This is a genomic window from Streptosporangium sp. NPDC050855, assembly GCF_044456585.1.
In the GTDB taxonomy this organism is placed as follows: domain Bacteria; phylum Actinomycetota; class Actinomycetes; order Streptosporangiales; family Streptosporangiaceae; genus Streptosporangium; species Streptosporangium longisporum.
Genome location: NZ_JBITFY010000012.1, coordinates 266,303 through 279,172, shown reverse-complemented (window position 1 = coordinate 279,172; position 12,870 = coordinate 266,303). Strand labels below are relative to the sequence as shown.

General features: G+C 70.7%; 12 protein-coding genes, 1 pseudogene and 2 riboswitches. Of the genes and pseudogenes, 8 read left to right on the top strand and 5 right to left on the bottom strand.

Annotation, left to right across the window (positions count from 1 at the left end):
• Nucleotides 1-132: 132 nt before the first annotated feature.
• Nucleotides 133-198, top strand: a riboswitch (guanidine-III (ykkC-III) riboswitch).
• Nucleotides 199-217: 19 nt separating this feature from the next.
• Nucleotides 218-541, top strand: a complete 324-nt coding sequence (locus tag ACIBCT_RS24675; RefSeq protein WP_399192233.1) for a DMT family transporter — start codon at nt 218-220, stop codon at nt 539-541.
• A 205-nt stretch (nt 542-746) separates the two neighbouring features.
• Nucleotides 747-1,403 carry a ribulose-phosphate 3-epimerase gene (gene rpe / locus ACIBCT_RS24670; protein ID WP_399192231.1) on the top strand — a complete coding sequence of 219 codons (657 nt, stop codon included), beginning with the start codon at nt 747-749 and terminating at the stop codon, nt 1,401-1,403.
• A 243-nt stretch (nt 1,404-1,646) separates the two neighbouring features.
• Here the strand turns inward: rpe and ACIBCT_RS24665 are convergent, their stop codons facing one another.
• The 5 genes from ACIBCT_RS24665 to ACIBCT_RS24645 all read right to left on the bottom strand — a co-directional run bounded on the left by ACIBCT_RS24665 (nt 1,647) and on the right by ACIBCT_RS24645 (nt 7,654).
• A complete protein-coding gene (locus ACIBCT_RS24665) occupies nt 1,647-2,705 on the bottom strand; it encodes an ABC transporter ATP-binding protein (protein ID WP_399192229.1) in 1,059 nt (352 codons plus the stop codon).
• The gene (locus ACIBCT_RS24660) at nt 2,702-3,703 is read right to left on the bottom strand and encodes an ABC transporter ATP-binding protein (protein WP_399192227.1); all 1,002 of its coding nucleotides are present in this window, start codon (nt 3,701-3,703) and stop codon (nt 2,702-2,704) included. The genes ACIBCT_RS24665 and ACIBCT_RS24660 overlap by 4 nt, the downstream gene beginning before the upstream one ends.
• 14 nt (nt 3,704-3,717) lie before the next feature.
• Nucleotides 3,718-4,698 carry an ABC transporter permease gene (locus ACIBCT_RS24655; protein WP_399192225.1) on the bottom strand — a complete coding sequence of 327 codons (981 nt, stop codon included), beginning with the start codon at nt 4,696-4,698 and terminating at the stop codon, nt 3,718-3,720.
• A gap of 128 nt (nt 4,699-4,826) precedes the next feature.
• A complete protein-coding gene (locus tag ACIBCT_RS24650; RefSeq protein ID WP_399192223.1) occupies nt 4,827-6,611 on the bottom strand; it encodes an ABC transporter substrate-binding protein in 1,785 nt (594 codons plus the stop codon).
• A gap of 17 nt (nt 6,612-6,628) precedes the next feature.
• Nucleotides 6,629-7,654, bottom strand: coding sequence for an ABC transporter permease (locus ACIBCT_RS24645; RefSeq protein WP_399192221.1), 1,026 nt, complete (start codon nt 7,652-7,654; stop codon nt 6,629-6,631).
• A 301-nt stretch (nt 7,655-7,955) separates the two neighbouring features.
• On the opposite strand from ACIBCT_RS24645, the gene ACIBCT_RS24640 reads away from it, so the two are divergent.
• The 6 genes and pseudogenes from ACIBCT_RS24640 to ACIBCT_RS24615 all read left to right on the top strand — a co-directional run bounded on the left by ACIBCT_RS24640 (nt 7,956) and on the right by ACIBCT_RS24615 (nt 12,833).
• On the top strand, nt 7,956-8,771 hold the full coding sequence (locus ACIBCT_RS24640) for an oxygenase MpaB family protein (RefSeq protein ID WP_399192219.1): 816 nt from the start codon (nt 7,956-7,958) through the stop codon (nt 8,769-8,771).
• A 125-nt stretch (nt 8,772-8,896) separates the two neighbouring features.
• Nucleotides 8,897-9,027: riboswitch (FMN riboswitch) on the top strand.
• Between the two features lie 467 nt (nt 9,028-9,494).
• Nucleotides 9,495-10,079, top strand: a pseudogene (locus tag ACIBCT_RS24635) (riboflavin synthase); the annotation flags it as partial.
• A gap of 119 nt (nt 10,080-10,198) precedes the next feature.
• Nucleotides 10,199-10,861 carry a nicotinamide riboside transporter PnuC gene (locus tag ACIBCT_RS24630; RefSeq protein ID WP_399192218.1) on the top strand — a complete coding sequence of 221 codons (663 nt, stop codon included), beginning with the start codon at nt 10,199-10,201 and terminating at the stop codon, nt 10,859-10,861.
• Nucleotides 10,858-12,072 (top strand): bifunctional 3,4-dihydroxy-2-butanone-4-phosphate synthase/GTP cyclohydrolase II, encoded by a 1,215-nt coding sequence (locus tag ACIBCT_RS24625; protein WP_399192216.1) that lies wholly within the window; start codon nt 10,858-10,860, stop codon nt 12,070-12,072. Before ACIBCT_RS24630 ends, ACIBCT_RS24625 begins: the two co-directional genes overlap by 4 nt.
• Nucleotides 12,069-12,563, top strand: a complete 495-nt coding sequence (gene ribH, locus ACIBCT_RS24620; RefSeq protein ID WP_399192214.1) for a 6,7-dimethyl-8-ribityllumazine synthase — start codon at nt 12,069-12,071, stop codon at nt 12,561-12,563. Before ACIBCT_RS24625 ends, ribH begins: the two co-directional genes overlap by 4 nt.
• 87 nt (nt 12,564-12,650) lie before the next feature.
• A complete protein-coding gene (locus ACIBCT_RS24615; protein ID WP_399192212.1) occupies nt 12,651-12,833 on the top strand; it encodes a hypothetical protein in 183 nt (60 codons plus the stop codon).
• The last annotated feature ends 37 nt before the right edge of the window (nt 12,834-12,870 follow it).

Here is a 12,870-nt window from a genome sequence, read left to right as displayed (position 1 = left end):
GTCACTGAGCCGTCGTCGCTCCTCCGCCGGGTCCCGGCGGAGGAGCGGACCGGCCGGACGGCGTGATCGTGGCCCGCCGTGGTCCCGGGTGCGGCCGGGGAATCCCGGGAGGGCCACGGCCGTTGTCGCCGGTACGGGACCCGACCGGGGCCCGTCCGGACGAGACGCGCCGTACCCGGCCAGCGAAGACGACGCTCCTTCACGGAAGGGGTCTGTCATGGCCTGGGTCCTGGTCGTCGTCGCGGGTCTGTTCGAGGTCGTCATGGCCTACTCGCTCAAGCTCAGTGACGGGTTCTCCGTACCGCTGCCGGCCGCGGGCTTCGTCGTCTCCGCCGTCGTCAGCTTCGGTCTTCTCGCGCTCGCCCTGAGAAGCCTCGACGTGGGGACGGCCTACGCCGTCTGGACGGGCATCGGGGCCGTCGGCACCGCCGCGCTGGGCATGATCCTCCTGGGCGAGAACGCCTCCCCCCTCAAGATCGCTTCGATCCTCCTCATCCTCTGCGGCGTCGTCGGCCTCAACCTGGCGGGCGGCGGTCACTGAGCGGCCCCGCCGCGCCCGCGACCCGGCTCCGCCGGGACCGGCCGGAGCGGGCCCGACGCCGGGGTGAGCCCGAGCCGGACCGAACGTGCGAGGTCCGGGCCGGAACCGGACCGGGACGGACCTGCCGGGTCCCGGCCGGAGCCGGGTGCGTCCGGCCGGGTCCCGGGCGGAGCGGGAGGCGGGGGACCCATAGAATCGGCGCATCATGGCCGTACAGATCTCGCCCAGCATCCTGTCCGCCGACTTCGCCCGCCTCGCCGAGGCGGCCGCGGCGGTCCCCAACGCCGACTGGCTGCACGTGGATGTCATGGACAACCACTTCGTGCCCAACCTGACCCTCGGGCTGCCGGTCGTCGAGTCCCTGCTCAAGGCGACCTCGACGCCGCTCGACTGCCACCTCATGATCGAGGACCCGGACCGCTGGGCCCCCTCCTACGCCGAGGCCGGGGCCGGGAGCGTCACCGTCCACGCCGAGGCCGCCAAGGCCCCGGTGCGCACGCTGCGCCAGATCCGCGGCGCCGGCGCCCGGGCCGGCCTGGCGCTCAACCCGGCCACCCCGGTCGAGCCGTACGAGGACCTGCTCGGCGAGCTCGACATGCTGCTGCTGATGACCGTCGACCCCGGTTTCGGCGGGCAGAAGTTCCTCGACGTGGTCCTGCCCAAGATCCGCCGGACCCGCGAGCTGCTCGACCGGCACGGCGGGCAGGTCTGGCTCCAGGTGGACGGCGGCGTCTCCGAGACGACGATCGAACGCTGCGCCGAGGCGGGCGCCGACGTGTTCGTGGCGGGCAACGCCGTCTACGGCGCCGAGGACCCGGCCCGCGCGGTCGACGCCCTGCGCTCCCTGGCGAAGGGCCGCTGACCCCGGTCGTCCCGGGACACCCGCAAGGCCCCCGGTGACGCCGCAAGCCTCCGGTGGCACTGAACCCCCGGCGACGCCGCAAGGCCCTCCGGCGACGCCGCAAGCCCCCGGGTAACGTCCGGAAGACCACGGTGACGCCCGCAGGACCCCGGTGACGCCGAAAGGCCGCCTCCCCTGTCGGAAGGCGGCCTTTCGCGAAGGCCTCGCCGCCCCGGAGGGCGGGACGGCCGGAGGGCTATCCGCTCACGGCTGCAGGGCCGGGTCCAGCACCACGTCCTCGCCGTGCACGGTCGGCTGCTCGGGGAAGTGGCAGGCGGTCAGGTGACCCGCCGCGTTGCCCTCCAGCCTGACCAGCGGGGGCTCCTCGACCGCGCACTTCTCCTGGGCCTTCCAGCAGCGGGTGCGGAAGTGGCAGCCGGACGGCGGGTTGATCGGGGAGGGCACGTCCCCGGCCAGCCGGATGCGCTCGCGCGGCACCTCGTCCTCCAGCACCTCGGGCACCGCCGACAGCAGCGCGTGCGTGTAGGGGTGGCGGGGGCGCTCGTACAGGGAGGCGCGGTCGGCGATCTCCACGATCTTGCCGAGGTACATGACCGCGACCCGCTGGGAGAAGTGCCGCACGATCGCCAGGTCGTGCGCGATGAACAGGAACGCGATCCCCATGTCCCGCTGGAGCTGCTGGAGCAGGTTGACGACCTGGGCCTGGATGGAGACGTCCAGGGCCGAGACCGGCTCGTCCGCGATGATCAGCCGGGGGTTCAGGGCGAGCGCGCGGGCCACCCCGATGCGCTGGCGCTGGCCGCCGGAGAACTCGTGCGGGAACCGGTTGTAGTGCTCGGGGTTGAGCCCGACGATCTCCAGGAGCTCCTGGACGCGCCTGGTCCTGCCGCCCGGCGGGTCGATGCCGTTGATCTCCATCGGGCCGCCGACGATGGTGCCCACGGTGTGCCGCGGGTTGAGCGACGAGTACGGGTCCTGGAAGATCATCTGGATCTCGGGGCGGATCGGCTTCAGCTCCTTGCGCCCGGCGTGCCCGATCTCCCGCCCGGCGTAGCGGATGCTGCCCTCGGTGGGCTCCAGCAGGCGGGCGGCCAGCCGTCCGGCCGTGGACTTGCCGCAGCCGGACTCGCCGACCAGGCCGAGCGTCTCCCCGCGGTGCACGGTCAGGTCGATGCCGTCCACCGCGTGGACCTTGCCGACCTGCCGTTTGAAGACGACACCGCCCATCACCGGGAAGTGCTTCTTCAGCCCGGACAGCTCCAGCAGCGCCTCGCCGCGGGGTTCGCCGGTCGTCTCGGTCATTTCACGATCTCCCGCTTCTGGGCGAGGGTCAGGTAGCACGCGTCGCCGTGGCCGCGGTGCGGGGACAGCTCGGGCCGCTCGGAACGGCACAGCTCGGGACCGGCCAGTTCCTTGTAGTCGCACCGGGGATGGAAGGGACAGCCCGGCGGGACGTTGAGCAGGCTGGGCGGGGTGCCGCGGACCGGCCGCAGCGGCACGTCCACCGGGCCGCTCAGCCGGGGCATGGAGGCCATCAGGCCCCAGGTGTAGGGGTGGCGGGGCTCGTGCAGGACCTCCCGCACGGTGCCGCGCTCCACCGCCCGCCCGGCGTACATCACCAGCACCTCGTGCGCGGTGTTGGCGACCACGCCGAGGTCGTGGGTGATCAGGATGATCGAGGTGCCCTCCTGGTCCTGGAGCTCCTTGAGCAGGTCCAGGATCTGGGCCTGCACGGTCACGTCCAGCGCGGTGGTGGGCTCGTCGGCGATCAGCAGGTCGGGGTCGCAGACCAGCGCCATCGCGATCATCGCGCGCTGCCGCATGCCGCCGGAGAACTGGTGGGGGTAGTCGTCGACCCGGGTCCTCGGCTGCGGGATGCCGACCCGCGTCAGCATCTCGATCGCGCGGGCCCTGGCCTCGCCCCGGCTCGCGCCGGTGTGCTTGCGGTAGACCTCGGAGATCTGCTTGCCGATGGTGTGGTACGGCGAGAGCGAGGTCAGCGGGTCCTGGAAGATCATCGCGACCTTGTTGCCGCGCAGCCTCTCCATGGTGGACCGCGAGGCGCCGATCAGCTCCTCGCCGTCCAGCCGGATCTCTCCGCCGATCTGCGTGGTCTCCGGGTTGTGCAGGCCGAGCACGGTCAGGTTGGTCACCGACTTGCCGGACCCGGACTCGCCGACGATGCCCAGCGTGGTGCCCTTCTCCACGTCGAAGGAGAGCCCGCCCACCGCGTGGACGACGCCGTCCTCGGTGTGGAAGTCGACGGTCAGGTCACGGACCGAGAGGAACGGGTTCGACACTTTCTTCAGAACTCCTAACCCAGCCGCACGCGGGGGTCGATGAAGGCGTACAGGACGTCGACGACGATGTTGAAGAAGACGATCGCCCCGGCCGCCACGAGCACCGTTCCCATCAGCATGGGCAGGTCCGAGGTGTCCACCGCCTTGAGCGAGAGGCGCCCGAGCCCCTGCAGGCCGAAGGTGGTCTCGGTGATGATGGCCCCGCCGATCAGCGTGCCGAGGTCCACGCCGAAGATGGTGATGATGGGGGTCAGGGTACCTCGCAGGGCGAACCTCATCACCACGCTCCGGCCGGACATGCCCTTGGCCCGTGCGGTGCGGACGTAGTCCTCGCCGAGCTGCTCGACCATGGTCGAGCGCGTCATGCGGGTGTAGTTGGCGGTGAAGATGACCGCCAGCACCAGCCAGGGCAGCAGCAGCCCACCGGCCCAGGCGATCGGGTTCTCGGTGAACGGCAGGTACTTGGGCTGGGCGAGGATCTGGCCCTTGTAGACGAGGAAGTACAGCGCGAGCGTGCCGATGAAGTAGATCTGCACGGAGGCGCCGATCAGGGAGGCCACGCTGGCGATCTTGTCCAGCGGCTTGCCCTGGCGCAGCGCGGCGACGATGCCGGTCAGGACGCCGAAGACCAGGAAGATGGCCGCGGCGCCGACGGTGAGGGAGACGGTGACCGGGAGCCGGTCCAGGATCGTCTCGAACACCGGCTCGCGGTTGACGAAGGAGTACCCCAGGCAGGGGGCCGGGCAGCTGCCCAGTCCCTCGTACTCGCGGCCGACGAAGATGCCGGCCAGCCAGGCCACGAACTGGGCGAACAGCGGCTGGTCCAGTCCCAGGTTGCGCCGCGCCTGCTCCAGCAGGTCGGGCGGGCACACCTTGCCGCAGGCGAGCCTCGCGGGGTCGGCGGGCACCGCGAAGAAGAGGAAGAAGGTCACCGCGGAGATGATCACGAGGGTGACCACGGCGCCGAGCGTACGGCGAGTGATGAATGGAAGCATTGCCTGTTTCCCGAGATGACTGGGACCGCTGTGGGGGGCCGTGCGGCCCCTGGCCGCGGCCCCGCGGGAGGGTCGTCTCCCCTCCCGCGGGGCCGCGGCCGTCGGTGTCTCCTACGGCTTCGCGAGCGTCACGGCTTCACGAAGATCTGGTTCGGCGGGACGACCCACTGCTGCGGGTCGATCTCCACGCCGCCCACCTTGGAGCCGTGCAGGGTGTTGGCGATCCTGTTCTCAGCGACGACCAGCGGGGTGATGGTCTCCTGGATCTTCTTGTCGAGCGCCATCCACGCCTTGTTCTGGGCGTCGATGTCGGTCATCGCCATGATCTCCTCCATCTCCTTGGTCAGCGCCTCGTCCTTCAGGTGCGAGTAGTTCGGCGCTCCGTCGGCCACCGGGCCGAAGATGACGGGCATCACGGTCGAGCCGGACGGCCAGTCGGCACCCCAGCCGCCCCAGTAGATGTCGAACTCGTTCTCGATCTTGCCGATCGAGTCGTAGTACGTCTTGCGGTCCAGCGGCTTGGCGACGACCTTGATGCCGGCCTTCTCCAGGGCGTTCTTGATCACCACGGTGACCTGCTCCTGGACCGGGGTCTGGTTGTAGGCGTAGACGACGGTCGGCGTCGGGTTGCCCGACTCGGCCAGCAGCTGCTTGGCCTTCTCCACGTCACCCTCGGGCTTGGTGGTCTTGCCGAACAGGTCGTAGGGCTCGTAGCCGACCGTGGTGTTCTCGTTGAGGATCGTGGTCGGCAGCGCGGCGGCCTGCGGGCCACCCATGACCTGCTGGATCTGCTTGGACGGCCACGCGTGGTTGATCGCCTGACGGACCTTGATGTCCTTCATGCGGTCGAGGTTGAAGTAGTAGTAGTTGCCGTACGGCGAGGGGCTCTTGAGCAGACGGCCGGCCAGGGACGGGTCGCCGAGCACCTGCTGCAGCCGCTCCGGGGGAACGGTCGCGTAGAAGGTGAAGGCGGTCTGGTCGGCGCCCGCGTCCGCCATCAGGCGGTCGGTGATCTGCAGGGCCTCCTGGCCGAACTCCAGGTGCCACTTGTCGGGGTAGGCGCCGCGGATCGGGTCGGTCGCCGGGTCCCAGTTGGGGTTGCGCTCAAGGTCGATGGTCTTGTCGACCACGTGGCTCTTGATGATGTACGGGCCGCTGGAGAAGGGCTCCTTGTCGTACTTCTCCTTGGTGTCCTTGGCCTTGGGCACGATGCCGTAGCCGCCCATCGCGAAGGCGTAGTTGGCGTCGGCGTGCGGCGTCTTGAACTTGTAGACGATCGTCTTGTCGTCCGGCGTCTCGATGTTGTCGAGGCGCTTGCCGTCATAGGGGCCCTGGTAGGCCTTCTTGTGGTCGGTCTCGGTCAGCCACTGCTGGATGTAGGTGGGGCCCTGGGTGACGAACGAGGCGAACGTCCGCTCCATGCTCCACTTGACGTCCTCGGACGTGATCGGCGTGCCGTCCTGCCACTTCACGCCGTCCTTGAGGGTGAAGGTCCAGGTCTTGCCGCCGTCGGAGGGGGTGCCCGCGTCGGTGGCCAGGTCGCCGACCAGCTTGTACTCGCCCTTGGCGACCCGCTTGTAGCCGGTCAGGCCGCGGTTGATCAGGAGGGAGAAGTTGGTCTCGGTGTTGACGTAGAGCTGGGCCGGGTCCATGTGGGAGAAGTCGTCACGGTCCATCATCGTGACGGTGCCGCCCTTGACGACGCCCTCCGGCTCGATGGCGGGACCCTTGGAGTCGTCCGCCGTGCCGACCGTGATCGTCGGCGCCTTGAACGGCTCGGCCGAGGGGACGGCCGCGCCGGAGGAGCCGCTGGGGGCGGCGGGGGCTCCCTGGTTGCCCTCCGCGCACGCGCTGGTGAATGCGAGCGCGCTTATGGCGAGTACGGCCATCGCTGACCGCGTACGGACTGTCATCTTTCTCCTATTCGGATCTAACGCTTGAGCTTGGGGTCGAAGGCGTCGCGGATCGAGTCACCCAGAAGGTTGAACGCGATCACGAAGATCAGCAGAGCTGCGCCCGGGAAGATGAGGTAGGTGATGTCGTTCCGGTAGACCTCGGTGCCGCGCAGGAACATCCGGCCCCAGTCGGGGATGGGCTCGATCATGCCGACGCCCAGGAAGGAGAGCGCGGCCTCGGCCGTCACCAGCGCCGGCAGCAGCAGCGTCGACTGGATCAGGATGGGCGTCCACAGGTTCGGCAGCAGCTCCTTGAAGATGATCCGGAACGGGGAGGCGCCGGTGACCCGGGCGGCCTCGACGAACTCCCGCTCGCGCAGCGAGAGCACCTGGCCGCGCAGCAGCCGCGCCAGCCCGGCCCAGCCGAAGACGGTGAGCACGATCACGAGCGTGACCGCGCGGAGCCAGACCGGCGTCTCCTCGTCGGAGGCGACGAAGAGGTTCTCCACCACCGGCATGAACGCGATGATGAACAGCACCGAGGGGAACGACAGCAGGATGTCGATCAGCCGGCCGATCAGGTAGTCGGTCCTGCCTCCGGTGTACCCGGCGACGATGCCCATCACGATGCCGATGCAGGTCGTGATGATCGTCGCGGCCACCGCGATCGACAGCGAGGTCCTGATGCCGTAGACGAGCTGCATGAACACGTCCCGGCCCAGGTTCGGCTCGATGCCGAACCAGAACTCGGAGCTGATGCCGCCGTTGGGCCGGATCGGGTAGCCGAAGTCGTTCAGCAGGCCGGGGGTGTCCTGGCCGTACAGGACGTAGGGGTCCTTGCCGTAGAGCCAGGAGATGACCGGCGCGAGGATCGCCACGAGGAAGAAGAAGATCACCACGCCGGCCGAGACGAGCCCGGTGCGGTCGCGGCGGAAGCGCAGCCACATCAGCTGGCCGGGGGAGCGGCCCACCGTCTCCGGTGTCCTCACCGCGGAGGGCTCCCCGATCGTGGTCGCGGCTGGTGCAGGGATGGTCATCGTGCGGGTGCCCCCAACGAGCATGGCTGAGCGGGATCCTTGGAACCATCGCAAAACAGTCGAGGTCAAATCAATGGTCTACCCGTTACTCATTTTATTGTTGTGTAATTTCCACCTGTTTGTAGCTTCAATTCCGTTGACGCACCCAGGGGGTGAGATGCCACAATTAAGGCATCCAAAGACTGCTTTTCACGGATCTGTGACACGCCCATGACGTGGTGGTGACACGCGGGTCCCGATCCCGTCCCGCTCGTGTCACGGACCTGGGACAAAGGTGTCCGGCCCTCCGGGTAGGGTAACTACCCGCTTACGAGGGAGGTGGCGCATGGATCACGGACTGTTCGGTCCGGAGTCGGTGACCTGGAAGGTGATGGGGGAGCCGATCCTGCTCGTCGGGGGTTTCCGGGCGTTGCTGATGCAGGGGCTGCATCCTCGTGCCATGCGCGGGGTCGCGCAGAACTCCGCGCTGATGGACCCCGCGGAGGCGTGGTCCCGCTTCCTGCGCACGACCGAGTTCGTACGGGTACGCACCTACGGTACGACCGAGGAGGTCGCCCGCGCAGGGGCCAGGGTCAGAAAGATTCACGCCGGCCTCACCGCCCTCGATCTCGACACCGGCGAGCGGTTCCGTCTCGACGACCCGGCCGCGCTGCTGTGGGTGCACGTCGGGGAGGTCGACTCCTACCTCTCGGTGGCCCGCAGGGCCGGGGTGCGGCTGAGCGACGAGGAGGCCGACCGGTTCGTGGCCGAGTGGCGCCGCGCCGCCGAGGTCGTCGGCCTGCGGCCCGAGGACGTGCCCGGCTCGGTCGGCGAGATGGACGACTACATCCGGGCCTGCCGGCCGGGGCTGTACTTCGCGCCCGAGGTGCCCCACCCGCTGCGGCAGTCGCTCAACGCCCCGCTCCCGGCCAGGCTGACCGCGCTCAAGCCGATGTTCCCGCTGATCACCCTGCTCGCCTTCGCCACCCTGCCGCGCTGGGCCCGCAGGCTGTACGGGCTTCCCGGCAGCCCGCTGGGCGACCTGTGGGCGACGGCCTCGCTGCGGGCGCTGCACACCGGGATCGGCCTGGTGCCCGCCCCGGTGCGCTACTCCCCGGACGCGCGCAGGGCCCGCAGGGCGGTCTCCGAGCGCGCGGCCTGACGTCCTCTGGCGTGCTCTCCTGTTCCGAATCCTGGACTCTCGTGTGGCGTGGTTTGCCGTACATGGCACACTGGTGTACGGAAAGGCCGGGCCGCTGCGCGGTCCGCCTTCCGTGACAGTGCGAGCAGCGTGCTCCGGGGTCGGTGAAATTCCGAGCCGGCGGTTACAGTCCGCGACCCGGTCGAGGCCATCGACCGGTTGACCTGGTGGAACTCCAGGACCGACGGTTAAAGTCCGGATGGGAGGAAGCGCGCGAGCGGAGTGTGCCTTCGGGCACCCTCCGCTTATCGGGTGTACGCACCCGTCGATCCCCGGGGCCGCCGTGGCAGAAAGCTACTGGCGAGTAGGAGACCTCGGGTGACTGATCCGGCGCTGAGGCGCCGGGCGGCCGGGCACGTCCCTCACGGACACGGCACCGCCGCCCCCCACCACCGTCCGCCCGGCCGCACAGGCCCCGGCGTCCCGTGTTCGTATGCCTGTCCCGGCCCCCGGCCGCGGCCCTCGTCCCGGCTCGCCCGGCCGTGTCCGGCCCGTCCGGGCGACCTGACGGCGCGGTCCCGGCCCGTCTCCGCCGCCCTCGTGGCGAGGCCGGCCCGCCCGTCGTCCCCCGCCGCCCGCCCCGCGCGGTGCCGGGTCCCCCTCACCCCCCGGCCTCTCCTGCCGGGCCGCCTCGCGCCCCCGGACGCCCTCCTGTATCCCGCCGGTCCCCCGAAGGAGTCGTGAATGTTCACCGGAATCGTCGAAGAGCTCGGCGAGATCGCCGGGATCGAGCCGCTGACCGACGCGGCCCGGCTGTCGATCCGCGGCGGAACGGTCACCGCCGACGCCGGGCACGGTGACTCGATCGCGGTCAACGGCGTCTGCCTGACCGTGGTGGACGTGCGCGGCGAGGTGTTCACCGCCGACGTGATGAAGGAGACCCTGGACCGCAGCTGCCTGGGCGCGCTGGAGACCGGGTCCCTGGTCAACCTGGAGCGCGCGGTCCGCGCCGACCAGCGGCTGGGCGGCCACATCGTGCAGGGTCACGTGGACGGTACGGGGACGCTGCTCGCGCGCGAGCCCGCCGAGCACTGGGAGGTCGTCCGGATCTCCCTGCCGCCCGGGCTGGACCGCTACGTGGTCGAGAAGGGCTCGATCGCCGTCGACGGCGTCAGCCTGACCGTGATGGACGTCGACCGCGACGGCTTCGCCGTCAGCCTGATCCCCACCACCCTGCGCCTGACCACCCTCGGCGCCAAGGGCCTCGGCGACCCGGTGAACCTCGAGGTGGACGTGATCGCCAAGCACGTGGAGAAGCTGGTCGGCGCCTACACCGCGGCTCCCTCACCCGCGGCTCCCTCACCCGCGACTCCCTCGGCCGGGGCTTCCTCGCCCGGAGCGGGCGGGCGGAGCGGCGGCAACGGCGCGACCGTGCGGGGAGGCGTGTCGTGAACTGGGCCCAGGCGGGATTCATGGTCCTGGGGACCAAGGTGCTCTGGACCGACCTGGTGGGGAACGTGGCCGCGCTGGCCACGGTGCTGCTGGCGATGCGCAAGTCGCTGTGGACCTGGCCGGTCCAGCTCACCGGGTCGGTACTGCTGCTGGCCGCCTCCGTCAGCGCCGGCCTCACCGGCAACGCCCTCAAGCAGATCATGTTCGGCGCGCTGGCCGTGTACGGCTGGTGGCGCTGGTCGCGCGGCACCCAGGACGGCCGGGAGCTGCCGGTGCGCCCCGCCACCGGGCGCGAGCGGCTCGTCCTGGCCGGGGTGATGATCGCGGGCACCGCCGTGGTCGCCGTGTTCTTCTTCTTCACCGGCCTGTCCTGGGGCGCGCACGCCCCCCTGCCCAAGGGCTACTTCCTGGTCGCCGCGGACGCCTACATCTTCGTCGGCAGCGCCGTCGCCACCTGGGCCCAGGGCCGCGCCCTGGTGGACTTCTGGATCATTTGGGTCGCCGTGGACCTGGTGGGCGTGCCGCTGGCCTTCAGCTCCGGGCTCGTCGTCTCGGGGGCCGTCTACGGGTTGTTCTTCGTGCTCGTGCTGATCGGATTCGTCAACTGGCTCAAGGAGTACCGGTCCCGGACCGTGCTCGTCCCCGAGGAGGCCGTGTGACCAGGCTGGACCCCATCGAGCGCGCGATCACCGACATCCGCGAGGGCAGGGCCGTCGTGGTCGTCGACGACGAGAACCGCGAGAACGAGGGCGACATCATCTTCGCCGCGTCCGCGGCCACGCCGGAACTGCTGGCCTTCACCATCCGTCACACCAGCGGCGTGATCTGCGTGCCGATGCTCGGCGAGGACCTCGACCGGCTCGGCCTGCCGCTGATGGTGCGCGACAACCGGGAACGCCTGCGCACCGCGTACACGATCAGCGTGGACGCACGTGACGGGGTGAGCACCGGCATCTCCGCCGCGGACCGGGCCCGGACGATCCGTGCCCTGAGCGACCCGGAGACCGAACCGGCCCACCTGGTACGGCCGGGACACGTCTTCCCGCTCCGCTACCGCGCGGGCGGCGTGCTGGCCAGGCGCGGTCACACCGAGGCGGCCGTGGACCTGGCCAGGCTCGCCGGGCTGAGCGAGGCGGGCGTGCTCGCCGAGGTCGTCAACGACGACGGGACCATGATGCGCCTGCCGGAGCTGCGCGTCTTCTGCGACGAGCACGACCTGGCGCTGGTCTCGATCGAGCAGCTCGTGGAGTTCAGGCGGCGGACCGAGCGGATGGTGACCCGGGTCGCCGAGACGAGGCTGCCCAACAGGTTCGGCGTCTGGCGGGCGTACGGCTTCGCCAGCTCCCTGGACGGCGGCGAGCACCTGGCCCTGGTCTTCGGCGACCTCGACGACGGCGAGAACGTCATGGTCCGGGCGCACTCCGAGTGCCTGACCGGGGACGTGCTCGGCTCGCTGCGCTGCGACTGCGGGGTCCAGCTGGAGCACGCGATGTCGCGGATCGCCGCGGAGGGACGGGGCGTGATCGTCTACCTGCGCGGCCACGAGGGACGCGGGATCGGGCTGCTGGCCAAGCTCCGGGCCTACAGCCTCCAGGACGGCGGGAGCGACACCGTCGACGCCAACCTGGAGCTCGGGCTGCCGGTGGACGCGCGGGAGTTCTCCAACGCCGGGCAGATCCTCGCAGACCTGGGCGTGAAGTCGGCCCGGCTGCTGACCAACAACCCGGCCAAGCTGCGCGGCATGGACGGCTACGGCGTCAAGGTGCTCGGCCGCGAGCCCATGCCGGTGGCGATGAACCCGTACAACGAGAAGTACCTGTCGGCCAAGCGCGACCGCCTCGGCCACGACATTCCCCGGGAGGACACATGAGCGGTACCGGACGACCGGCGGCGTCGGCCGTCGAGGCCGGCGGGCTGACCCTCGGCCTGGTCGCCGCCCGCTGGCACGGGCAGATCACCGATCAGCTCGTGGCGCGGGCCGTGCAGGCCGGACGGGACAGCGGCGCGGAGGTGACGGTGGTCCGGGTGGCCGGATCGCTGGAGATCCCGGTGGTGGCCCAGGCGCTGGCCCGGCGGTGCGACGCGGTCGTCGCCCTGGGCGCGGTGATCCGCGGTGAGACCGCCCATTTCGAGTACGTCTGCGACTCCGTCACCTCGGGCCTGACCCGGATCTCCCTGGACGAGGAGGTGCCGATCGGCAACGGCGTGCTGACCTGCGACTCGCTGGAGCAGGCCGTCGACCGGTCGGGCGTGGCCGGCAGCCACGAGGACAAGGGGTACGAGGCCACCGTCGCGGCGCTGGAGACGGCGCTGCTGCTGAGGGAGCTGCGCTCGCAGAAGACCGTCACGGCGGGCTTCTGACGCGACGGCCGGAGATCCGCGCCACCGGCCCGGTCACGCCGACCGGGCCGGTGGCCAGAGGCCGGGGCGGGCGTCGAGGTGGCCGAGGTGGCCGAGGTGGCCGAGGTGGCCGAGGCGGGCCGGTGGGGAGCCGGGGAGGCCGGGGGAGGGGCGCGTGACCGGCCGGTCACCGGTGGCCGGGTGCTCCCGCGTGCCGTGCGGCGCCGCTCCCGCCGTGCCGTGCCGTGCCGTGCCGTGCCGTGCGACGGGACGGGCACGACCGTGCGATAGGTTTCCATCGGCGCCGCGACCGGCCGTCGGCGCCGCG